The organism is Devosia sp. XGJD_8 (genome assembly GCF_046614475.1).
Classification (GTDB): domain Bacteria; phylum Pseudomonadota; class Alphaproteobacteria; order Rhizobiales; family Devosiaceae; genus Devosia.
The window spans coordinates 2,383,350-2,403,483 of record NZ_JBKJHF010000001.1; the positions used below are offsets into that span (position 1 = coordinate 2,383,350).

Consider the following 20,134-nt stretch of genomic DNA (forward strand, 5'->3'; position numbering starts at 1 on the left):
ACCCACCTGCTGAGCCGCTGGCGGCGGATTGATCACCCAGCCGTGACCACGTTTCCACACCCTCGCCCAAATCGTTGGCATTTTACGGATTCGTAACGGGGCTGCCCTATCCTTCAGGGATTAGTGGATCGTCCGGGCGCGTGGGGCTCACCCGGATATCCGAGCAGTTGTGTTGCGTACGGGCGCAGAGTTGCCCGAGAGTAAAGTTGGAGTACCGGGTGGCTTCCCAGGCGAAATCCCCATGGCGCGCTGTATTTTTGCGCGCCTTTGCCGCAGTTCTGATCGCCCTCGCGGTCACCGTCCCGACCATGGCGCCAGCGCAGGCCATTGAAAACCTGCGCAAATACGCCGGCATCGTGGTCGACGCCAAGTCCGGTCACGTCCTCTACGAAGAGGCCGCCGACAGCCGGCGCTATCCCGCTTCCGTCGCCAAAGTGATGACGCTCTACGTGCTCTTCCAGGAGCTGAGCGCCGGCAACCTCAAGCTTTCCACCAAGATGACTGTGTCGCGCCATGCGGCCGCAGCCGTGCCCACCAAGCTGGGCCTGCGCGCCGGCGCCACCATCACGGTGGAAGACGCCATCAAGTCGCTGGTGACCCTGTCGGCCAATGACATGGCCCGCGTCATCGCCGAACACATTTCCGGCACCGAATCCAAGTTCGCCGAACGCATGACCGCCACGGCCCGCGCCCTGGGCATGCGCAGCACCACCTATCGCAATGCCTCGGGCCTGCCCGATGGTGGCCAGGTCACCACCGTGCGCGACCAGGCCATTCTCGGCATCGCCGTCTACCAGCATTTCCCGAGCTATTACGAGTTCTTCCAGACCACCAGCTTCCGCTACGGCAAGTCGACCTACGGCAACCACAACCGCGTGCTGGGCTATATGGGCGCCGTCGACGGCATCAAGACCGGCTATATCAACGCCGCCGGTTCCAACCTGCTGACCGCCGCCCGCAAGGACGGCCGCCATATCGTCGTCGTCGCCTTCGGCTTCAACTCCGCCGGCGCCCGCGACGAAAAGGTGCGCCAGCTTGTCGCCAACTATCTCTCCAAGGGCCGCCGCGGCGATTACCTGCAGACCGCCATGATCCCGGTCCCGGGCCGCCAGGGCAATGTGCAGGTTGCCGTTGCCCAGCCGACCCGCCCCGTTTTCGTCATGCCCATGCCCCTGCCCGGCTTCCGCCTTGCCCAGCTCGTGGCCGCCAATGGTGCCCAGCCGCAGGCGCCGGCCATCCAGCCCATGCCCGAAGTGGTCGTGGCGAGCGCCGCGCCACAGCCTGCGCCCATGCCGGCCGATCTGGGCCTGCAACCGGCTGTCCAGGCCGCCAATACCCTCGCCGCGCCCTCCCAGGCGCCGCAGCCCGCCTATCCCAGCCAGGACATCATCGGCGCCTGGCTCAGCGAAAGCTACAATCTGGGCGCCCCTCCGGCGGCCCTGGGCCAGACCGTCCCCTCCGCCCCGCTCGGCATCCAGCCGCCTGCCGAAGTCGGCGCACCCAGCCAGCCGGTCGACCTGCTGACCTCGGGCAGCGTGCAGACCGCCGATGCCGCGCCTGGTGGCTGGGTCGTGCAGATCGGCGCCGGCCCATCCGAGGGCAGCGCCCGCGCCATGTTGTCCGATGCCGCCGGCAAGGTCGGCACGCTGGGCGACTTCCGCTCCTATGTGGAGCGCTTCGAAAAGAACGGCCAGACCTTCTTCCGCGCCCGCTTCGTCGGCTTCGGCGGACGCGATGATGCGACGGCCATGTGCAACCAGCTCAAGCAGCAGAATCTCAGCTGCCTGGCCATGCAGAGCTGATCACACCGGACAAATGAGACGGCGCCGCTGAAGCGCCGTCCACCCAGGGAAGCAAATTGGTGCCTGTGTTTGGAGTAGCCCAATGAGCGAACGTACTGCCCTCACCGAGCTGGCCAATTTTGTCGGCCGCTCGAGCCTGGCCTCGGAAAATATGGCTGTGCGCAACCGCGCCCTGGCCGGCATTACCGGGCGCATCCTGCCGCGCAAGCGCAGCGTCGGCGACCTTTTGGGCGTCGTGCTGGCCCTCTCCTCGCGCACACGGCGCATGGTGCAGGATCCCGTCAGCATCGACCTCGACGTCTTCGCACCCGGCGGCGCCCGCGCCATCCGCCTCAGCCTGGGCAGCCAGCGCTAGCCTTCAGGCCGACAGCAGGATCGGCTCGGCCACCCGCTTCTCGATCAGCGGCAGGTTGAGTGCCGAAACCAGGTTGCGATATTCCTGCCGCGCACTGACATGGGACACCGAGGACGTCTCGCCCTCCTCGTCCAGCGGATCGAATACCGTGGTGCCGCTGGGAAACAGCGACCGGAAGATCACCCGCTCCGCAATCCCGTCCGCCATGCGGCAGCCAAACCGCGTCGCAATCCCTTCCAGCGTGGTATGCACCTGCCGCGCATTGCGCGAGGACAGCATCGAGATGCGGTTGCGCACCAGCACCCAGTCGATGGTCTCGCCCCCGATCGCCAGCCGCTCAGACCGCGCCCGCTGCACCAGCCGCGCATAATGGCTCGTTTCCACCGGCAGCCCGGTTTCCGGATCGGTGCGCGCCAGCACGTTAAGATCGATCAGGCTGTCATTGACCGGCGTCACCAGCGTGTCGGCCAGCGAATGCGCCAGCCGCGTCAGGTTGGTGTCAAAGCCCGGCGTATCGATGATCAGGAAGTCGACACCGCGCTCCACCTCGCCCACAGCCCGGCGGAACACCTCGAACTCGGCCTTCTGGTTTTCCTTGACCGAGTCGCCCCAGGCCGACGGCAGGTGGAAATGCGTCGGGTTGGGCAGCTTCCGCCCGGTCTCCTGGGCATGCATGCGCCGGTTGCGCAGGTAATGCGTCAGCGTCTGCTGGCGGCTGTCCACGTCGATCGTTGCGACGCGATGGCCCGCATAGAGCAGGTAGACGGCAAGGTGAAACGCGGTGGTCGATTTGCCCGACCCGCCCTTTTCATTCCCCACCACAATGACATGCGCACCATCACGCGCCATCGCCCGCCCCCAAATCAGTGAATTCTCCACTTGCTGCTAACAAGGCCCGGCATGGTTAACGGGGCGTTAATGCCGCCGCAAACTTGCTGCGCCTAGTGCCGGAGCAGCCGGTCGCGGGCCTCGTTGATCTTGGAGGCGAGATAGCTCGACCCGCCATGGTCGGGATGCACGGCCTTCATCAGCTCCCGATGCGCCGCCCGAATCGCCTCGTCCGAGGCTCCCGGCTGCAGCCCGAGCACCTCATAGGCCTCCGCCAGCGGGTCGGCAGCGGTCTCGGGCGTGGCGGCATCAGCCGTCTGGGATTCGGCGAAATATTCCCGCCAGCCGCTGCGGTTGGCATCCAGCCAGCTTTCCAGCAGGCTCAGGCTGTCGCTGTCACCCTCCACCTCGGCCAAAAGCGTACGCACCTCCATCTCGCCCAGGTCCATCAGGTCGGCGCCCGCGAACTGGCCGTTCAGCACCCGGCCGGTGACGGCGCCGGTATCGTGGTCCAGCTCCATGGCGAAGCGGTAGCTCTTGACCTTGGAGACATTGCCCCCGTCCTCGGCCGCGCTCTCGAACGAGAACGGGCCCAGCCGTCCGCTGCGCAGCACGGAAAAGGCCACCGCGCCGACAAAAATGGCGATATCGATCCGGCGCGCCAGCAGCATGAACACCGCCACCATGGCCGCGCCGATGCCCACCACCCAGCGCAGCCCGCGCATCAGCTGCCGCCGCCCCAGTTTGCGCATGTATTGATAGGCGGCCAGCGCCGCCAGCAGCAGCGCTCCGCCGATGAAGAAATAGGTCATCTTGGCAACTGCGCCAGCAAGGCCTGCGCCTGGCCGCTGCCCTGCAGCTTGAGCAGGTCCCTGCCGCCGCTGGCATAGGCCGCCACCGCCTTGAGCAGCGCCGCCAGCTCCTGGGGTGCCGAGGCATCAAAGCGGGCATAGGCGCCCTTGGTGAGCCGCGCGAATTCGCGGAACGCCGCTTCGACCCGCGCGTCCCGTCCCTCCTGGAAGACGAACATCGGGCAGCCGAGCAGGCCAAGCTGTCCGGCCTTCTCGGCCAGGTCGTCGACATTTTCCTCGATGGCATCGCCGACATAGACCACGGCATTGATCCGCCTCTTGGCATGCTCCGTGCGGGCATGCGCGAACACCTTGGAGATCTGCGTATTGCCCCCCTGGCAGGCAATGCCGGTCATCAGCTTGGCCAGCGCATCGGCATCTACCACCCATTTCGAGGCCCGGCACTCGCCGAAGCCGCGGAAATACAGCAGCTGCACCTGCAGCGCACTGGCCTTGGGAATCGCCCGGAACATTTCAGCCTGCAGCGAACAGGCCAGGTCCCAGGTCGGTTGCCGGCTCATGGTCGCGTCCAGCGCGAACAGCAGCCTGCCGTCCTGCGCCGCTCCGGGCCGCGCCATCTGTCCCACCTTCTGGACGAAGGCCGCGATATCGCCGCTCACCTTGCCCTGCTCGGGCAGGCCCGCTCTATGTCGTGCTATGGCGTCCTTGTCTGTCATGGCTTGAATATGTGGCCCCCCCGGCCCTGCCGCAAGCCCGCTGGCCGCGTCCCACGCAGAGGTGACCTAAATGAGGCCCAGCTTGGCCAAGTCCGCCGCCAGCGCCAGCGATTCGGCATTCTCGTTGGCGCCAAGGTCGGGTGGCGCATCCTCGGGGCGCAGATAGCGCCATCCCTGGAATGGCCGCTTGGGATAGGGCACGGTGCGCACCATGTCCGGAGCCATGATGATGTCGCAATAGTCGATGCCTTCGGCATTGGTATGGCGCGCCAGCCGCAGGATCGGCTGCCGGCAGACCACCTGCCCGGCGATGACCCAGTAGATCGAGGCCTTGCCCTCCATCTCCGTCGCGCGCTTGGGCATCATGCGGGTGCGATGCACATGCACGTCCTCGCCATAGTCGGCATCCCACCAATGCGCCCGCTCATTACGATAGCTTTCGAGCTCTTCAAGGCTCGATACGCCCACGCAGAGCTTGATCATGTGGATCATGCCAGCATTCCGGGTTTGACGCGGCCCTGGATGACATCGATCTCGTCATCATCCACGATCCACGGCTCGCGCAGCGCCAGGGTCAGCCATTCCTGGAAGGCGGGCAGGCTGTAGATGGCCTCGACATAGCCACCCAGCAGGTCCGACACCGGCAGGGCATAGGTGCGGATGCGCGTCGCCACCGGCGCAAACATGGCGTCGGCCGCCGTGAAGGCGCCGAACAGGAAGGGCCCCCCCGACTGGGCGAGGCGCTCGCCCCACAGGGTTTCCAGCCGGTGCAGGTCGCGCGCCACCGCGTCGCAATTGACCTTGCCGGGATGGGAGGCCCGCAGGTTCATCGGCGCATGGCTGCGCAGCGCCTGGAACGACGCATGCATCTCGGCGGCCGCGGCGCGCGCCAGTGCCCGCTGGCCGCGGTCTTCCGGCCAGATCGTCTTGTCGGGGAAACTGTCCGCCACATATTCGATGATCGCGATGGTCTCGGGAATGACCAGGTCGCCATCGATCAGCACCGGCACCTTGCCGGTCGGCGAACGTTCGGCCAGCACGTCGCGCCAGCCTTCGCCCGAAAGCAGCAGGACTTCATCCTCGAAGGGGATGTCGAAATGCTTCAGCACCAGCCAGGGCCGCAGCGACCAGGTCGAATAATTGCGGTTGCCGATCAACAGCTTCATGCGATGCCTCCTGTTCAAAAAAGAAGGGCGCCCAGTGGCACGGGCGCCCTTCCGAATTGCTGCTCGTGAATAACTCTAGCGCCTAGACGCCAGCAACGACGGAGAAAACCAATCCCATTGAGAACAGGCAAACCATAGTCCAGCTTGCTGCTCGCCACATAGTGGCCTTCGGTTGACTACGCATAATCGCTCCTTGTCAGCCGTTCACTCCGGGACGTCGGCGTTGCTCGCCTACAGCACCCGGTAGCAAATCGTTAACTGCGTCATAAATGCTTTGCAAGCGGCCAAGTTGCCACACTCGCTGCCGGCCACAGGCAAAATCGCTCCAGTGGAGCGATTTTAGGCAGCGAGGCCATGAGGGCTACGCCCGAATGGCTCGCAATTCCTTCAGCAGTTCCAATAACCAGCCTGCCGCCAACACAAGAAACGGTCCCAAGGCCAAGGCGTTGCCCGACGGCCCCGCCCCGCTGACAATGCGGTTAACCGCCCAAGACCCAATTCCACGGCCTTTTAACTACCGCGTCCGGATTGCTCCGCCGCGAGCCGCGCAAAGACTGACAGCCCGGACCGCGCGTCCCACGCGGCTATGATCCGGGTCACATTCCCGTGCGCGTCACCGTCGGTATGAACCTCGTGATCGTAGCTCTTGCCGACATGAATGGTGTGGAAATCCTGCTCCGCACTCCCCACCGGCCGGTCCCCGCGCGCCTTTTCCCGCGCGATGAGCAGCGGCAAGGGGCAATGGATCCCGACAAAGAACACGTCGAACGGTGCGAATAGCCGTACGAGGTCGTCAAGCCAGCCATCGGTGTCCAGGATATGCTCCAGCACCAGGTTGTTCCCCGCACCGGCATAGGCGGCCAGCGAGTGATGGAACCCGTCAAAGAAGGCTGGACGGGCCGCCTTCCAGTCAAACTCGCCGGCCTTGAAGCGCGCCGTCGGAAGCACGCCTGCATCGCGCAGGTGATCGATGGAAATGTGCCAGAACGGCAGCCCGATCCGGGCCTGTATGCTGCGTGCAATGGTCGATTTCCCGCTGCTCGACGCGCCATGCAGGAAGATGATCTTGCCCGGCTCCGCCACGGCTAGAACAGCCCGAACCACAGCCCGGCAATGCCCAGAAAGGCAAAGAAGCCGACCACGTCGGTGATCGTCGTCACGAACACCGCCGAGGCAATGGCCGGGTCCGCCTTGAACTTGTCGAGCATCAGCGGGATCAGTATGCCCGCCGTGCCGGCCACGATCAGGTTGATCACCATGGCGAGGGCAATGACGATGCCAAGCTGCATGTCGTTGAAGCGTAGCCAGGTAACCAGCCCGATCAGGATGGCAAAGATCACGCCATTGACGAAACCGACGATCACCTCGCGCCCGATCAGCCGCCGCAGCCGCCGCCCGTCCAGTTCACGCATGGCCAGCGCGCGCACGGTCACCGTCATGGTCTGCGTGCCGGCATTGCCGCCCATCGAGGCGACGATCGGCATCAGCACGGCCAGGGCCACCATCTGGTCGATGGTCGCCCCGAACAGACCGATGACAAAGGAGACCCCCACCGCCGTGAACAGGTTGACCACCAGCCACGGCACACGGCTGCGCACCGTGTCGATCGTGGTGTCCGAAATATCCTCGTCGCCGACGCCGGCCAGCAGCTTGATGTCCTCGTCGGCTTCCTCGTGGATCACGTCCACGATGTCGTCGATGGTCAGCACGCCGACCAGCCGCTTGCTCTCGTCGACCACGCCCACTTCGACCAGATCGTAGCGCTCGAAGTCGCGTGCCGCCTCTTCCTGGTCCTCGTTGGCGTCCACCAGCACGAAATTGGTGTTCATCAGCGCTTCGATCGAGGTGGCGCGCTGGGCGCGCAGGAACTTGTCCAGCGGTAGGGTCCCGAGCACCTGATAGGAGGCGTCGACCACATAGATCTGGTAGAATTCGTCCGGCAGGTCGGGCTCGCTGCGCAGGTAGTCGATCGTCTGCCCCACCGTCCAGAATGGCGGGATGGCGATGAAATCGGTCTGCATCCGCCGCCCGGCGGAATCATCGGGAAAATCGAGGCTGCGCTTGAGGCTCAACCGCTCGAAGGTCGGCAGCTTGGCCAGGACCTCGTCCCGGTCCTCCTGCTCGAGATCCTCGAGAATCGCCACGGCGTCGTCGCTGTCGAGTCCGGCCACACCCCGCGCGATTTCCGCGTTGGCCAGCTCGTCCATCAGCTCCATGCGGACCGATTCGTCGACTTCGGTCAGTGCCGAATAGTCGAAACGATCGCCCAGCAGCCGCACCAGGTGCAGCCGCTCATCGGCATCGAGCGATTCGAGCACGTCGCCCACATCGGCCGCATGCAGCGGCTCCATGACGGTGGCGACATCGTCATCCCGGTTGGCGGCCAGATAGGCGCGCAGCCGCTCCATCCAGAGCGTGCTGATGCGGTCTTCGCGATCGCGGAACGCATTGGGGTCCATCCCGGCCTCAGGGCCGGGCGCTGTCTCGGGATCTGTGCTCATTGGAGGCCCTTGTGTGACCGGGTTTCGGGGCAGGCCAAGCTGTAGCCAATTGGCTCGCGATGCGCCAGACTAGGGGGAAGAGATTCAGGATGGTCAGGCGCACATGACGAACGATCTCGACCAGGCATTCATTCGCATCGAGCAACTGGCCCGACAGCGCGCTTTGCCCGGCATCGCGCGAGCCACCAGCAATGGCACGCCGGCGCTCAAGGTTCACGACAATGATTTCGCCCACCTGCTCGACGCCACCACGCTCGTGCTGCAGTGCCCGCCCGACCAGAAGGCGCTGCTGATGGAAATCTCGCCTGATATCTACTTTGAGACCGATCCCTATATCGGCCAGCCCGCCCTGCTCATCCACCTCGACGCCATCACCGATGAAGAGCTGTCGCTCCGACTCGAAGACGCCTGGTTCTTCGAGGCGCCGCCCAGCCTGGCGGCCCATCGCAAGGCGCGTCCCCCCAGCTAGGCTATCAGCAGTCCGGATTTCGTTGGCCGCATCTTTGCCTCAAAGGGGCCGTTAGCTCACGGCCGTGTGAAGACCAAGATCAATCAGAGGTTCATCCAAAGGAGATCCCATGTCCCGAAAACTGCTCGCGCCACTTGCCGTGGTGATGGCTCTTGCGCTGGCCGCGTGTGGCGAGGCGCCGCCGGCCGATAACAGCACCGCCCCCCCGGCCGATGCCGCTCCGACCACCGAGCCGGTAACGCCGCCCGCCAGCTAGCGCGCGAAATCAGGGCCGCCCAAGGGCGGCCCTTTCTTTTGCCCGGCGCGGCGTGAACCTCGCGGTGTCCGCAGCGTTACTGGTCCCACAGGGATCAGGAGGGTCACATGACCACCCCAACATCAACCGGCCGCGACGGCCTGCCAACCGGTTCGAACACGTCGAAAACGCATGATGTGGCCGATCCACATCCGGCGACCGAAGAACACTATGACCGGCAGGAGCGACCCGGGGGCGCCAACCCGCCTCGCAAGGACATCGGCCCCAACAGCGGCAAGCATGATGGCAAGGCGCCTCCCAAGCCCCGCAATGTCGAGGACGAGGGTCCGCGGCGATGACCGAGCTGCTGCGCTCCGAACCCGACATCACCCTCGAAGATGATCTGATCGAAGCCCTCGAACGCTTCATCGCGCATCGGGACGAGCCGCCGCGCGGTCGCATGACGCATAATGACGCCCTCAACGTCATCCTGCGCGATTGGCTTATCGGCCAGGGCTATCTCGATCTTCCGCCGGATCAGGGCACCATCACGACGGCGCTCGAGGCCGCCAAGGTCCCCGACTAGGCCTTCACCGTACGATCTCCCAGATCGCGTCATGCAGCTGGTTCTGGGAGAATGGCTTGGACAGCTTCGGCAGGCGCCGTCCGGCGCCCTCGGGCAGCTCCGCATAGCCCGTGGCGATCAGCACCGGCATGCCCGGCCATTTCCCAGCGACCACCTCGGCCAGCTGGGCACCGGTCATCTTGGGCATGGCGTGGTCGGAAATCACGAGGTCGAACGTCGCTTCCTCCAGCCGCGACAGCGCCTCCGCCGCCGACGTGGCCTCCACCACCTCGTGGCCCAGATCTTCCAGCATCGTCGCGGTGTTCATCAGCACCAGATAATCGTCGTCCACCGCCAGCACGCGCAGCCGGCGCTGCTCTGGCTCGGCGGCCACCACCGCTACCGGCGCCGGCGTCTGCACGCCCGCCTCAGCCTGCGCCACCGGCAACCAGAGTTCGGCCACCGTCCCCTCGCCCGGCTTGCTCCTCAGCTCCAGCCGCCCGCCAGACTGCTCGGCAATGCCATGCACCATGGAGAGGCCCAGCCCGGTCCCCTTGCCCACGCCCTTGGTGGTGAAGAACGGCTCGCGTGCCCGCGCCAGAACCGCTTCATCCATGCCCTCGCCGCTGTCGGCAATGCTGAGCCGCACGAATTCGCCATCCTGACTGGCCGAGATTCGAATCGTGCCGCCCCCCGGCATGGCGTCGCGCGCATTGACCGTGAGGTTGAGGATGGCCGCGGCCAGGTGATTGGGGTCGCTCAGCGCCGGAGGCAGATTGCTGGGAAAGGCAATATCCACCGCGATCATGGCGCCCAGCGAGCTGCTCAGCATCTCCTGCATCGAGCGCACCAGGTCCGCCACATCCACCGGCTGGATCGCCATGTCCTGGCGCCGCGCAAAGGCCAGCATGCTGCGCGTCAGCGCTGCCCCGCGTTCCGCGCCCTGCCGGGCATTTTCCAGCAGCCGCAAGGCCTGCGGGTCGTCCGGAAGCCGCTTGCGCAGCAGTTCGAGGCTGCTCAGCACCGCCATCAGCAGATTGTTGAAGTCATGCGCCACGCCCCCGGTGAGCTGGCCGATGGCCTCCATCTTCTGGGACTGCAGCAGCTGCTCGCGCGCCGTCTCCAGCTCCTGCTGCACCCGCATCCGCTCGGTAATGTCCCGAGTGATCTTGGCGAACCCGATCAGGCTGCCATCCGGGTCGCGGATGGCGTCGATCACCACATGCGCCATGAACCGGGTGCCGTCCTTGCGGACGCGCCAGCCTTCCTTTTCGAACTTGCCGGTCTCCCGCGCTACCTCCAGCGCCCGGGCCGGCGCCCCAGACGCCCGGTCTTCCTGCGTATAGAAGCGCTCGAAATGCTGCCCGACGATCTCCTCGGGCGTATAGCCCTTGATCCGCTCGGCCCCGGCATTCCAGTTGGTGACGATGCCATCGGGGCTGATCATGTAGAGCGCATAGTCGGTCACGCCCAGCACCAGCCGCCGGAACATGTCCTGCGAGCGCGCCAGCTCGATCTCTGCACGGCGCCGGTCGGTGATGTCGCGGGTGATCTTGGCAAAGCCCAGCAGGGCCCCGTCCTGGCCCATGATCGGATCGATCACCGCATGGGCCCAGAAGCGCGTGCCATCCTTGCGCAGCCGCCAGCCCTGCGTCTCGAACCGTCCCGCGCTGGCCGCCACCTGCAAGGCGTGGTCAGGCAGCCCCCTCGCCAGGTCCTCGGGCGTATAGAACATCGAAAAGTGCTTCCCCAGCACTTCGTGTTCCTCATAGCCCTTGAAGCGCTTTGCGCCGGCATTCCAGCTCGACACCAGTCCTTCGGGTGTCAGCATATAGATGCCGTAATCCGTTATGGCCTCGACCAGCAGACGATATTGTTCAGCGGATGGAGCCGCCAATTCAATCGATGTCATCTGACCCCCAAGGTAACGCGAGGAAACGCCGCACTACCCATTCCGGTTCCACCGGCCCCTCGCGAGCTTGGAGCAGCGCGAACCCCGCTGGCAAGAGCCGGGGCGCTCGAAACGGCAAGGCATGGCAATCAACTGGGGAACATTTGGGCAAAAAAACAACGGGCGCCGATATCACTCAGCTAACCCGTTGCGTTTTATTGCAGATCGACCCCGAGGGGAAGATTTTGGTGCGGTCGAGAAGACTCGAACTTCCACGTCTTGCGACACAGCGACCTCAACGCTGCGCGTCTACCAATTCCGCCACGACCGCACGCTTTGGTAGAGCCACGCCCGGGGGCGAAGCGAGTGGGGATGTAGCAAAGGTCTCCCGGAACCTCAAGCAATTAAATCGAGATTTCCCATGAGGCGCTCATGGCGGGCACGAGGGGCGTCGCATTTCAGGTCAGGCCGAGCCGAAAGGCGCGGTTTGCGAGCACCGGAGCGGAGCGTACCGAAATGTACGTGAGCACCGGAGCGCAGCAAACCGGGGCTTGCAGGCCGGCATCACCTGAAAGGCGATGCCCCTAGCCGCGGCGGTAGATTTTTTCGGAGATCAGTACCCGCAGGTGTCCGTCCTCGACGCTCACTTCCCCATGGGCAATCAGGGTATTGTTGGCGTAGATGTTGAGCGGGTCGTTTTCGTCGGCATCGAGTTCGATCACCGCGCCGCGGCCCATCCGAAGCAGGTGATGGATTGGCATCGTCGTCGCGCCAAGCTCGACGGTGATGTCCACTTCAATATTGTCTAGTGTGTTCATAGATATGGATTGAACCCGTTCCGGCGCCGACATCATGGCGCCGCTGAATCTGTTACAGGCAACTCTCTGGCAAGCATGGTTATGGAAGCGTTAACGACGAGCCCCGCGGACTGCGAAATCAGTAGCAAATTGGCACGCAGCGATGCCCGGCCGGTGCAGTGGATCATTTCGCCCGAGCCGGTGCCCTACCCGCTGGCGCTGGAAACCATGCGCGCCCGCGCCGCCGCCATTGCCGCGGGCGAGGCCGAGGAGGCCATCTGGCTGCTCGAACACCCCCCGCTCTATACCGCAGGCACCTCTGCTCTCGCGGCCGACCTGCTGTCCGATCGCTTCCCCGTCTATGATGCCGGCCGGGGCGGCCAATATACCTATCATGGCCCGGGCCAGCGCGTGGCCTATGTCATGCTGGACCTCACCCGGCGCGGGCGCGACATCCGTTGTCTCGTCAAGGGGCTCGAAAGCTGGGTGATCGATACACTGGCCGCCCACAACATCGTCGGCGAGCGCCGCGAGGGCCGCATCGGCGTCTGGGTCCGGCGGCCGGACAAGGGCGTGCTCAGGGAAGACAAGATCGCCGCCATCGGCGTCCGCGTCTCCAAATGGGTGACCTTCCACGGCATTTCGCTCAACGTCATGCCCGATCTCGGCCACTATGACGGCATCGTGCCCTGTGGCATTTCCGACCAGGGCGTCACCAGCTTTGAGGATCTGGGCCAGCTGGCCTCCATGCCCGAGGTCGACTCGGTGCTCCGCACCGCTTTCGAGCGCCATTTCGGCCCCACCATTTCCGCAACAGAGGAAAGCCTTGTCAGCACTGGTCTGCATGGCCTAGTTGCGTAACATTCAATCGCGCCGCCCTGGAGGGACGAGATGACCTTGGACGACCTGAAACGACTCTTTACGCGCCAGACCCTGTTCCGGCTCGACGCGATCCTGTCGCCCAAGCTGGTGCCCATCCTCTATGCGCTGGGTCTGGCCGGCATCCTGCTCTGGGCCATCAGCCATCTGTTCTGGAGCTTCGGCTTCGGTTTCGGCACCGGCCTCTGGGGCCTGCTCGAAATCGCCGTCTTCGGCCTGCTGTCCCTGGTCGGCCTGCGCATTGCCTGCGAGGCGCTGCTGGTGTGGTTCAAGGCCCATGAATCGAGCGGCGAGACGGTCAACCGCTCCCGCTATTCGGCATCCCTGCTCGACGAGGTCCGCGAAGCCATCCGCGACCTGGCCGAAGAGGGCGAAGACGCCGACTATGCCGAGGCCGATGAATACATCACCCCGGCCACCGAGCCCGCACCCTATGTGACGCCGGCCACGCCCGCCACGCCGGAACCACCCCGTGCCCCGGCCACCACCTCCGGCGAAGTCTTCAAGCCCCGCCGCACCGCCAAGCGCACCCCACCGCCAAAGGTGTGAGCTGGGGGAACCTCGTTGGCAGCAACTACACGCCCGGTGCCTCACCCCCACCGGACGTCACCCTCGGGCTTGACCCGAGGGCACTTAACTTGATGGGCGCTCCGCAAGTACAGAGCCCTCGGGTCAAGCCCGAGGGTGACGATCTGTGATGGGCAGGGGCATCGGTTGAGGCAACGGCAAGAACAAAAAAGGCCGCCGGGACATCCATCCCGGCGGCCTTTCTCATTCACCCAACAAGTTTACTTGTTGTTGACGCTCCAGGCGCCCGGACCGGAAAACACCAGGTACAGGAACACGAAGCAGAACAGGATCGGGGCATCGCCACCGTTATTCGTCGGGTACAGGCTGTTGGGAGCGTGGACCATCCAATAGGCCACGGCCATGGTGCCCGAAGCGATGAGGGCGCCCGGACGGGTGAAGAAGCCGGCAATGATCATCACGCCGGTGATCAGCTCGATAAGGCCGGCAGCGCCGAACAGGCTCATCAGCGGCGGCGACATTTCGGTCGCGGGGAAGCCGAACAGCTTCTGGGTACCATGCAGGAGAAACAGCAGGCCGGCGACGATGCGCAGCACGGCGAGGGCCTGCGGCGCATATGCGGAGAGACGATCGAACATTGAATTTCCTTTGAATCAACTGGCCGCGCTGGCGCAGCAGCCGAACCCATAGCCGCCGCAACCCTCAGTGAAAACTAAACAATTCGTAACGCAGCGTTCGCTGATCGGCACCAATCACCCCGCGGCCATCCGTCACGATCAGGCCTGCCCCGCGCCATGCGAGGGGCAGTCACATTGCGTAACCGTCAAACATTCTGTATGACGCGCGCAACCATTCCCACATCGGAAATACCGCTCACATGAGCCAAGCGCCAAAAATTGGCCTCGTCAGCCTCGGCTGCCCCAAAGCCCTCGTCGACAGCGAGCGCATCATGTCGACCCTGCGCAGCCAGGGCTATTCGTTCAGCCGCGACTATGCCGGCGCCGACATCGTCCTCGTCAACACCTGCGGCTTTCTCGACAGCGCCAAGCAGGAATCGCTCGAAGCCATCGGCGAAGCCCTCAGCGAGAACGGCCGCGTCATCGTCACCGGCTGCCTGGGCGTCGAGGAAGAGCTGATCCGCGCCACCCATCCCTCGGTGCTCGCCATTTCCGGCCCGCATCAGTATGAGAACGTCGTGTCGGCCGTGCACGAGCATCTGCCGCCCGTGCCCAACAGGTTCGTCGACCTGGTGCCCGAGACCGGCCTCAAGCTGACCCCGCGCCACTACGCCTATCTCAAGATTTCCGAAGGCTGCAATAATCGCTGCTCCTTCTGCATCATCCCCCAGATCCGCGGCGACCTGGCCAGCCGGCCTGCCGCCGGAATCCTGGGCGAGGCCGAGGGCCTGATCCGCTCGGGCGTCAAGGAGCTGCTGGTCATCTCCCAGGATACCAGCGCCTATGGCGTCGATATCCGCTATGCCGAGAGCAATTATCGCGGCCGCCCGGTCAAGGCGAAGTTCTACGACCTGGCCAAGGAGCTGGGCCAGCTCGGCGCCTGGGTGCGCCTGCACTACGTCTATCCCTATCCCCATGTCGACCAGGTGATGGAGCTGATGGCCGAGGGCCTCGTCCTGCCCTATCTCGACATTCCCTTCCAGCACGCCTCGCCCAAGGTGCTCAAGGCGATGCGCCGTCCTGCCCACCAGGACAAGACGCTCAACCGCATTCTGAAGTGGCGTGAGCAGGTCCCCGATCTCACGGTCCGGTCCAACTTCATCGTCGGCTTCCCCGGCGAGACCGAGGAAGACTTCGAGATGATGCTCGACTTCATCGAAGAGGCCGAGATCGACCGCGCCGGCTGCTTCAAATATGAGCCCGTTACCGGCGCGCCGGCCAATGAGCTCGAGGGCATCGTCCCCGACGATGTCATGCAGGATCGCTTCGAGCGCCTGATGGAAGTGGCGCAGAATGTCTCGACCGGCCAGCTCGCCAAGAAGGTCGGCCGCACCATCCAGGTGCTGGTTGACGATGTGCAGCCCGAGACCAACAAGGCCATCGCCCGCTCCAAGTGGGACGCGCCCGAAATCGACGGCCAGGTGATCGTCTCCAACGCCACCGGCATCAAGCCCGGCGACATGATCGACGTCCTCGTCACCGAAAGCGACGAATACGACCTCTTCGCCGAGCCGGTAAAGTCCCTGAACTGACAGCGGCTTAGCGCCCTTTCCGGACTCAACTCCACAAGGCGCCGCACCAGCGGCGCCTTTTCTTTGCCGACTTCCCCTTGTGGGGAGGGTGGCCCCGAAGGGGTCGGGTGGGGGTATGTCGCCGCGTGTCCGGCACCCGTCACACCACCCCCTCCTACCTCCCCCATCAAGGGGGAGGTCCTCTCCGTTTTTGAGGCAATATTTTGCCAAACACGCCGGACAGCACCTCCCCCCCTTGATGGGGAGGCCGGGAGGGGGTGAGAGAGCCCCGATATCGGGGCCAACCCACCCCACCCCCTACTCTCTTCCACAAGGGGAAGGCGGGCTGCTGCCGTCTGTGGTGCCAACTGCCCTCGAAACAAAATCCCTCCACCTTCCCTTCCCGCGCAATGCCGCTAGCGCCGCTGCGCCTGCCCGTAAATTACTCATCCAAACCAGTGCTTTACCGCTGGACGGCGCAACGGGGGCCGTTGCATCACCCTGCCCAATGCCTCTCAATCGTTGGAAAACAGCGTCCATGCACAAGCTCCTTGCCGTCGCCGCAGCGGTCTTCACCCTCGGCACCCCGGCCTTTGCCCAGCCCACCGACATCCTCAACGCCTCCTACGACATCGCCCGCGAGCTGTTCGAGGCGCAGAACGCCGCCTATGCGGCCTCGGGTGCCACTGTCACGGTCAACCAGTCCCATGCCGGCACCTCCACCCAGGCCCGCGCCATTCTGGAAGGCCTCGCCGCCGATGTCGTGACCTTCAACCAGGTGACCGATATCGCCCGCCTCGTTGAGGGCGGCGTCGTGTCCGAGGATTGGGCCAGCGAATTCCCCAACAATGCCGCGCCCTTCTATTCCTTCCCGGCCTTCCTGGTGCGCGCCGGCAATCCCAAGGGCATCAGCGACTGGGGCGATCTGGCCGGCGACGGCGTGCAGGTCATCTTCCCCAATCCCAAGACCTCGGGTAACGGCCGCTATACCTATCTCGCCGCCCGCGCCTGGGCGGTCGAGGAATATGCCGGCGATGAAGCCCAGATCGAGGCCTTCCTCACCAAGCTCTTCGCCAATGTCCCGGTCTTCGAGACCGGCGGTCGCGCCGCCACCACCGCCTTCACCGAGCGCCAGCTTGGCGACGTGCTGGTCACCTTCGAGGCCGAGGTGCTGAGCGTGCGCAACCAGCTCGGCGCCGACAACTACGAGACGGTCATCCCCTCGGTGAGCTTCCTCTCCGAATTCCCGGTCGCCATCGTCGACAAGGTCGTCGACGCCCGTGGCAGCCGTGACCTGGCCAAGGCCTATCTCGATTTCCTGTTCTCGCCCGCCGGCCAGGAAGTCGCCGCCGCCAATTTCCACCGCGTGCAGGACGAAACCGTCGCCGCAGCACATGCCGCGGACTTCCCCGAAGTGCGCCTCGTGACCATCGAGGATGCCTTTGGCGGCTGGGACAAGGCCTCCGAAGAGCACTTCGCCGATGGCGGCCTGCTCGACCGGGTCTTCCTGAACCAGTAATCTGCCGTTCCGACCTTTGCGGCGTGGCCCGGGGCCACGCCGTCCGCCTCTGAGGACCATCCATGGCATCGCGACGCAGCAAGCACCTCTTGCCCGGCTTCGGGCTGACGCTGGGCGTCTCCATGCTCTATCTGACCATCATCATCGCCCTGCCCCTGCTCGCCATGCTGCTCAAGGTCGGGGGCATGGGCTGGGAAGAGTTCTGGCGCATCGTCGGCTCCAACCGCTCGCTCGCCGCCTATCGCATCACCTTCGGCTCGGCCTTCATCGCCGCCCTGTTCAACGGCGCCTTCGGCCTGCTGCTGGCCTGGGTGCTCACCCGCTACAGCTTCCCCGGCAAGCGCATCCTCGATGCCCTGGTCGACCTGCCCTTCGCCTTGCCCACCGCGGTGGCTGGCCTCGTCCTCGTGACCCTCTTCGCCGATAGCGGCTGGTATGGCCAGTTTCTCGAGCCCAACGGCATCAAGGTCAATTACACCCAGCTCGGCATCATCCTCGCCATGGCCTTCACCTCGATCCCCTTCGTGGTGCGCACCGTCCAGCCGGTGCTCGAAGAGGTGCAGGTCGAGCTGGAAGAGGCCGCCCGTACCCTGGGCGCCACGCGATGGCAGATTTTTGCCCGCGTCATCTGGCCCACCATCCTCCCCGCCTTCATGGCCGGCTGCGTGCTGTCCTTTGCCCGCTCGCTCGGCGAATTCGGCGCCGTGGTCTTCATCGCCGGCAACCTGCCCGGCCTCACCGAGATCGTCTCGCTGCTAATCTTCATCCGCCTTGAGGAATACAATTACGAGGGCGCCGCCGCCCTCGCCTTCGTCCTCCTCCTCGCCGCTTTCCTCACCCTGCTGCTGACCAATGCCCTCCAGGCCTGGCAGACGCGCTATGCCGATCGGAGCCGCTGATGCACGCCACACGCACCCAGCCGCGTTCCCTCGCCGAAATCACGCTGATCGCCCTCGCCTTCGGGCTGTCCGCCGCCATCCTGGTGGTGCCGCTGCTGCTGATTTTCGCCTTTGCGCTGCGCGAGGGCCTGGGCGTCTATCTCGCCAATATCGTCGAACCCAACACCCTGCACGCTATCGGCCTCACCGTTCTGACGGCGCTGATCGTCGTCCCGATCAATATCGTGGTTGGCATCTGCGTCGCCTGGCTAGTCACCCGCTTCAAGTTCCCCGGCCGGCAGGTGCTCATCACCATCATCGAGCTGCCCGCCGCCGTCAGCCCCATCGTGGCCGGCGTGGTCTATCTCTTCCTCTATGGCGGCCAGGGCCTGCTCGGCCCCACCCTGCAGGGCGCCGGCATCCAGCTGATGTTCACCACCACCGCCATCGTGCTTGTCAGCCTCTTCGTCACCGCGCCCTTCGTGGCCCGCGAGCTGATCCCGCTGATGCAGCAGCAGGGCACCGAGGATGAGGAAGCCGCGCTCTCGCTCGGCGCCAATGGCTGGCAGATGTTCTGGTTCGTCACCCTGCCCAATATCCGCTGGGCCATCCTCTACGGCGCCATCCTCACCAATGCCCGCGTCATGGGCGAGTTCGGCGCCGTCTCGGTCGTCTCGGGCTCCATTCGCGGCCAGACCAACACCCTGCCCCTCCAGATCAGCCAGCTCTTCAACGATTTCAACGTCACCGGCGCCTTCGCCGCCAGCTCGACGCTGGCCTTCATGGCCGTGCTCACGCTGTTGCTGAAATCCACCCTCGAAGCCAGGGGCGGCTGGCGCTAGGCCGGGCTGTCTGTCGCCACGGCGAACATGGCTGCCATCAAGTCCGACTGCGTCACCATGCCCACCAGATGCCCCTCGCCATCCACCACGGGCAGGTGATGCAGCCCCGCATCCGCCATGAATGGCACGATCTGGGCAATATGCGTCTCCGGCCGCGCGGCCTTGACCGGCGCGCTCATGATATCCTCGACCTTGCCCTTGAGCGCCCGGTCCGAATTGCTGATTGCCCGCAGCCGCCAGCCCAGCCCCGAGCCCGTCGCCGACATCCCCCAGTCGGCCTTGTCCAGCAAATCGGTCTGCGTCAGGATGCCGATCACCTTGTTGTCGAGGTCCACCACCGGCAGCGCCTTGATGTGATGCTCGCGCAGATGCCGCAGGGCTTCGCGCAGGCTCGTCTTGGGCCCCACCGATTGCACGTCCCGGCTCATGATCTGCCCGCAGGTCACACCGCCCGAGCGCCGGTCATAGGCCCGCAATTCCGCCCTATGCAGGATATCCTCGAGGTCATCCGTCGCCACCGGCATAACTAGATCATACTGCGCCAGCACCGCGCTGATATCGTCCTGCGTCACGCCCAGCCGCCCCATCGGTAGCGGATCGGCCGTCCGGTGCGGATTGCCCGGCACAGGCGCCAGGTGGGGATAGCGCCGCCCGGTCAGGTTGTTGAACAGCAGCGCCGCCACGAGCAGCAGGATCGAGTTCACCAGCACCGGCCAGACCACGAAACCGAAGCCCGCCGCCTGGATGGCCGGCCCGCCCAGCACCGCGGTCAGCGCCACCGCGCCACTCGGCGGGTGCAGGCATTTGAGCGCCATCATCGCCGCGATCGCCAGCCCCACCGCCAGCGCCGCAGCCAGCATCGGGTCGCCCACATAGCGCGCGCAGCTCACCCCGATCAGCGCTGAGATCGTATTGCCACCAATGATCGACCAGGGCTGGGCCAGGGGACTTGTCGGCACGGCAAACAGCAGCACCGCCGAAGCCCCCATGGGCGCGATCAGCAGCGGTGCATCGGGGCTTCCCCCCAGGGCCAGGCTCGCCACCGCCCCAGTCACCAGGATGCCGATCAGCGCACCGATCGACGCGCGCAGCCGCTCGCCCAGGCTGACAGGCGCCAGGCCGGGCACAAAGCGCTTGATGAAGGGGATGACGCTGGACATTGC

At 65.1% G+C, this 20,134-nt stretch carries 23 protein-coding genes and 1 tRNA gene; 12 read left to right on the forward strand and 12 right to left on the reverse strand.

Annotation, left to right across the window (positions count from 1 at the left end; translation table 11 throughout):
- The first annotated feature begins 218 nt into the window (after nucleotides 1–218).
- Both ACLI1C_RS11215 and ACLI1C_RS11220 read left to right on the forward strand, forming a co-directional pair.
- Entirely contained in the window at nucleotides 219–1,802 is a 1,584-nt protein-coding gene (locus ACLI1C_RS11215) for a serine hydrolase (protein WP_411396933.1), read from the forward strand.
- 82 nt (nucleotides 1,803–1,884) lie between these two features.
- Complete coding sequence (locus ACLI1C_RS11220) at nucleotides 1,885–2,157, forward strand: hypothetical protein (RefSeq protein ID WP_411396934.1); 273 nt, start codon at nucleotides 1,885–1,887, stop codon at nucleotides 2,155–2,157.
- Nucleotides 2,158–2,160: 3 nt separating this feature from the next.
- On the opposite strand, the gene ACLI1C_RS11225 is transcribed toward ACLI1C_RS11220, so the two are convergent.
- From ACLI1C_RS11225 to mgtE, 7 genes are all read right to left on the reverse strand, one after another.
- Nucleotides 2,161–3,006: a division plane positioning ATPase MipZ gene (locus tag ACLI1C_RS11225; protein ID WP_411396935.1), complete on the reverse strand. Its 846-nt coding sequence runs from the start codon at nucleotides 3,004–3,006 to the stop codon at nucleotides 2,161–2,163.
- Nucleotides 3,007–3,098: 92 nt separating this feature from the next.
- Entirely contained in the window at nucleotides 3,099–3,797 is a 699-nt protein-coding gene (locus ACLI1C_RS11230; protein WP_411396936.1) for a DnaJ domain-containing protein, read from the reverse strand.
- Complete coding sequence (locus tag ACLI1C_RS11235) at nucleotides 3,794–4,513, reverse strand: VWA domain-containing protein (RefSeq protein WP_411396937.1); 720 nt, start codon at nucleotides 4,511–4,513, stop codon at nucleotides 3,794–3,796. Before ACLI1C_RS11235 ends, ACLI1C_RS11230 begins: the two co-directional genes overlap by 4 nt.
- Before the next feature lie 66 nt (nucleotides 4,514–4,579).
- The gene (locus ACLI1C_RS11240) at nucleotides 4,580–5,005 is read right to left on the reverse strand and encodes a DUF1489 family protein (protein WP_411396938.1); all 426 of its coding nucleotides are present in this window, start codon (nucleotides 5,003–5,005) and stop codon (nucleotides 4,580–4,582) included.
- The gene (locus ACLI1C_RS11245; protein WP_411396939.1) at nucleotides 5,002–5,679 is read right to left on the reverse strand and encodes a glutathione S-transferase N-terminal domain-containing protein; all 678 of its coding nucleotides are present in this window, start codon (nucleotides 5,677–5,679) and stop codon (nucleotides 5,002–5,004) included. Before ACLI1C_RS11245 ends, ACLI1C_RS11240 begins: the two co-directional genes overlap by 4 nt.
- 510 nt (nucleotides 5,680–6,189) lie before the next feature.
- Nucleotides 6,190–6,762, reverse strand: a complete 573-nt coding sequence (locus ACLI1C_RS11250; RefSeq protein ID WP_411396940.1) for a chloramphenicol phosphotransferase CPT family protein — start codon at nucleotides 6,760–6,762, stop codon at nucleotides 6,190–6,192.
- Between the two features lie 2 nt (nucleotides 6,763–6,764).
- The gene (mgtE, locus tag ACLI1C_RS11255) at nucleotides 6,765–8,180 is read right to left on the reverse strand and encodes a magnesium transporter (RefSeq protein ID WP_411396941.1); all 1,416 of its coding nucleotides are present in this window, start codon (nucleotides 8,178–8,180) and stop codon (nucleotides 6,765–6,767) included.
- A 103-nt stretch (nucleotides 8,181–8,283) separates the two neighbouring features.
- On the opposite strand from mgtE, the gene ACLI1C_RS11260 reads away from it, so the two are divergent.
- The 4 genes from ACLI1C_RS11260 to ACLI1C_RS11275 all read left to right on the forward strand — a co-directional run bounded on the left by ACLI1C_RS11260 (nucleotide 8,284) and on the right by ACLI1C_RS11275 (nucleotide 9,470).
- Nucleotides 8,284–8,649 carry an MmcQ/YjbR family DNA-binding protein gene (locus tag ACLI1C_RS11260; protein ID WP_411396942.1) on the forward strand — a complete coding sequence of 122 codons (366 nt, stop codon included), beginning with the start codon at nucleotides 8,284–8,286 and terminating at the stop codon, nucleotides 8,647–8,649.
- Between the two features lie 109 nt (nucleotides 8,650–8,758).
- Nucleotides 8,759–8,905 (forward strand): hypothetical protein, encoded by a 147-nt coding sequence (locus ACLI1C_RS11265; RefSeq protein WP_411396943.1) that lies wholly within the window; start codon nucleotides 8,759–8,761, stop codon nucleotides 8,903–8,905.
- A 107-nt stretch (nucleotides 8,906–9,012) separates the two neighbouring features.
- Nucleotides 9,013–9,243 carry a hypothetical protein gene (locus tag ACLI1C_RS11270; RefSeq protein WP_411396944.1) on the forward strand — a complete coding sequence of 77 codons (231 nt, stop codon included), beginning with the start codon at nucleotides 9,013–9,015 and terminating at the stop codon, nucleotides 9,241–9,243.
- Nucleotides 9,240–9,470 (forward strand): hypothetical protein, encoded by a 231-nt coding sequence (locus tag ACLI1C_RS11275; RefSeq protein WP_411396945.1) that lies wholly within the window; start codon nucleotides 9,240–9,242, stop codon nucleotides 9,468–9,470. The genes ACLI1C_RS11270 and ACLI1C_RS11275 overlap by 4 nt, the downstream gene beginning before the upstream one ends.
- Before the next feature lie 4 nt (nucleotides 9,471–9,474).
- Here ACLI1C_RS11275 and ACLI1C_RS11280 read toward each other — a convergent pair whose 3' ends face one another.
- The 3 genes from ACLI1C_RS11280 to ACLI1C_RS11290 all read right to left on the reverse strand — a co-directional run bounded on the left by ACLI1C_RS11280 (nucleotide 9,475) and on the right by ACLI1C_RS11290 (nucleotide 12,158).
- Entirely contained in the window at nucleotides 9,475–11,361 is a 1,887-nt protein-coding gene (locus ACLI1C_RS11280; protein WP_411396946.1) for a PAS domain S-box protein, read from the reverse strand.
- 225 nt (nucleotides 11,362–11,586) lie between these two features.
- Nucleotides 11,587–11,671: transfer RNA gene (locus ACLI1C_RS11285), tRNA-Leu, on the reverse strand.
- A gap of 253 nt (nucleotides 11,672–11,924) precedes the next feature.
- A complete protein-coding gene (locus tag ACLI1C_RS11290) occupies nucleotides 11,925–12,158 on the reverse strand; it encodes a FliM/FliN family flagellar motor switch protein (protein ID WP_332686128.1) in 234 nt (77 codons plus the stop codon).
- A gap of 81 nt (nucleotides 12,159–12,239) precedes the next feature.
- On the opposite strand from ACLI1C_RS11290, the gene lipB reads away from it, so the two are divergent.
- Complete coding sequence (gene lipB, locus ACLI1C_RS11295) at nucleotides 12,240–12,998, forward strand: lipoyl(octanoyl) transferase LipB (protein ID WP_411396947.1); 759 nt, start codon at nucleotides 12,240–12,242, stop codon at nucleotides 12,996–12,998.
- Nucleotides 12,999–13,028: 30 nt separating this feature from the next.
- Entirely contained in the window at nucleotides 13,029–13,565 is a 537-nt protein-coding gene (locus tag ACLI1C_RS11300) for a DUF4282 domain-containing protein (protein ID WP_411396948.1), read from the forward strand.
- Between the two features lie 239 nt (nucleotides 13,566–13,804).
- Here ACLI1C_RS11300 and ACLI1C_RS11305 read toward each other — a convergent pair whose 3' ends face one another.
- Nucleotides 13,805–14,182 carry a DoxX family protein gene (locus ACLI1C_RS11305; protein WP_411396949.1) on the reverse strand — a complete coding sequence of 126 codons (378 nt, stop codon included), beginning with the start codon at nucleotides 14,180–14,182 and terminating at the stop codon, nucleotides 13,805–13,807.
- Between the two features lie 239 nt (nucleotides 14,183–14,421).
- Here ACLI1C_RS11305 and rimO point away from each other — a divergent pair, with 239 nt between their 5' ends.
- From rimO to cysW, 4 genes are all read left to right on the forward strand, one after another.
- Nucleotides 14,422–15,753 (forward strand): 30S ribosomal protein S12 methylthiotransferase RimO, encoded by a 1,332-nt coding sequence (rimO, locus tag ACLI1C_RS11310; RefSeq protein ID WP_411396950.1) that lies wholly within the window; start codon nucleotides 14,422–14,424, stop codon nucleotides 15,751–15,753.
- 517 nt (nucleotides 15,754–16,270) lie between these two features.
- A complete protein-coding gene (locus tag ACLI1C_RS11315) occupies nucleotides 16,271–17,251 on the forward strand; it encodes a sulfate ABC transporter substrate-binding protein (protein ID WP_411396951.1) in 981 nt (326 codons plus the stop codon).
- 62 nt (nucleotides 17,252–17,313) lie between these two features.
- The gene (cysT, locus tag ACLI1C_RS11320) at nucleotides 17,314–18,150 is read left to right on the forward strand and encodes a sulfate ABC transporter permease subunit CysT (protein WP_411396952.1); all 837 of its coding nucleotides are present in this window, start codon (nucleotides 17,314–17,316) and stop codon (nucleotides 18,148–18,150) included.
- The gene (gene cysW / locus ACLI1C_RS11325; protein WP_411396953.1) at nucleotides 18,150–18,971 is read left to right on the forward strand and encodes a sulfate ABC transporter permease subunit CysW; all 822 of its coding nucleotides are present in this window, start codon (nucleotides 18,150–18,152) and stop codon (nucleotides 18,969–18,971) included. Before cysT ends, cysW begins: the two co-directional genes overlap by 1 nt.
- On the opposite strand, the gene ACLI1C_RS11330 is transcribed toward cysW, so the two are convergent.
- Complete coding sequence (locus ACLI1C_RS11330; RefSeq protein WP_411398306.1) at nucleotides 18,968–20,131, reverse strand: HPP family protein; 1,164 nt, start codon at nucleotides 20,129–20,131, stop codon at nucleotides 18,968–18,970. The two genes, cysW and ACLI1C_RS11330, sit on opposite strands and share 4 nt — an antisense overlap.
- Nucleotides 20,132–20,134: the final 3 nt, after the last annotated feature.

Excerpts from the sequence above, each read along its gene's own strand:
- ACLI1C_RS11220 (WP_411396934.1), top strand. The coding sequence starts at position 1,885 with ATGAGCGAACGTACTGCCCTCACCGAGCTGGCCAATTTTGTCGGCCGC.
- ACLI1C_RS11225 (WP_411396935.1), bottom strand. The coding sequence starts at position 3,006 with ATGGCGCGTGATGGTGCGCATGTCATTGTGGTGGGGAATGAAAAGGGC.
- ACLI1C_RS11230 (WP_411396936.1), bottom strand. The coding sequence starts at position 3,797 with ATGACCTATTTCTTCATCGGCGGAGCGCTGCTGCTGGCGGCGCTGGCC.
- ACLI1C_RS11235 (WP_411396937.1), bottom strand. The coding sequence starts at position 4,513 with ATGACAGACAAGGACGCCATAGCACGACATAGAGCGGGCCTGCCCGAG.
- ACLI1C_RS11240 (WP_411396938.1), bottom strand. The coding sequence starts at position 5,005 with ATGATCCACATGATCAAGCTCTGCGTGGGCGTATCGAGCCTTGAAGAG.
- ACLI1C_RS11245 (WP_411396939.1), bottom strand. The coding sequence starts at position 5,679 with ATGAAGCTGTTGATCGGCAACCGCAATTATTCGACCTGGTCGCTGCGG.
- mgtE (WP_411396941.1), bottom strand. The coding sequence starts at position 8,180 with ATGAGCACAGATCCCGAGACAGCGCCCGGCCCTGAGGCCGGGATGGAC.
- ACLI1C_RS11260 (WP_411396942.1), top strand. The coding sequence starts at position 8,284 with ATGACGAACGATCTCGACCAGGCATTCATTCGCATCGAGCAACTGGCC.
- ACLI1C_RS11265 (WP_411396943.1), top strand. The coding sequence starts at position 8,759 with ATGTCCCGAAAACTGCTCGCGCCACTTGCCGTGGTGATGGCTCTTGCG.
- ACLI1C_RS11270 (WP_411396944.1), top strand. The coding sequence starts at position 9,013 with ATGACCACCCCAACATCAACCGGCCGCGACGGCCTGCCAACCGGTTCG.
- ACLI1C_RS11275 (WP_411396945.1), top strand. The coding sequence starts at position 9,240 with ATGACCGAGCTGCTGCGCTCCGAACCCGACATCACCCTCGAAGATGAT.
- ACLI1C_RS11280 (WP_411396946.1), bottom strand. The coding sequence starts at position 11,361 with ATGACATCGATTGAATTGGCGGCTCCATCCGCTGAACAATATCGTCTG.
- ACLI1C_RS11290 (WP_332686128.1), bottom strand. The coding sequence starts at position 12,158 with ATGAACACACTAGACAATATTGAAGTGGACATCACCGTCGAGCTTGGC.
- lipB (WP_411396947.1), top strand. The coding sequence starts at position 12,240 with ATGGAAGCGTTAACGACGAGCCCCGCGGACTGCGAAATCAGTAGCAAA.
- ACLI1C_RS11300 (WP_411396948.1), top strand. The coding sequence starts at position 13,029 with ATGACCTTGGACGACCTGAAACGACTCTTTACGCGCCAGACCCTGTTC.
- ACLI1C_RS11305 (WP_411396949.1), bottom strand. The coding sequence starts at position 14,182 with ATGTTCGATCGTCTCTCCGCATATGCGCCGCAGGCCCTCGCCGTGCTG.
- rimO (WP_411396950.1), top strand. The coding sequence starts at position 14,422 with ATGAGCCAAGCGCCAAAAATTGGCCTCGTCAGCCTCGGCTGCCCCAAA.
- ACLI1C_RS11315 (WP_411396951.1), top strand. The coding sequence starts at position 16,271 with ATGCACAAGCTCCTTGCCGTCGCCGCAGCGGTCTTCACCCTCGGCACC.
- cysT (WP_411396952.1), top strand. The coding sequence starts at position 17,314 with ATGGCATCGCGACGCAGCAAGCACCTCTTGCCCGGCTTCGGGCTGACG.
- cysW (WP_411396953.1), top strand. The coding sequence starts at position 18,150 with ATGCACGCCACACGCACCCAGCCGCGTTCCCTCGCCGAAATCACGCTG.
- ACLI1C_RS11330 (WP_411398306.1), bottom strand. The coding sequence starts at position 20,131 with ATGTCCAGCGTCATCCCCTTCATCAAGCGCTTTGTGCCCGGCCTGGCG.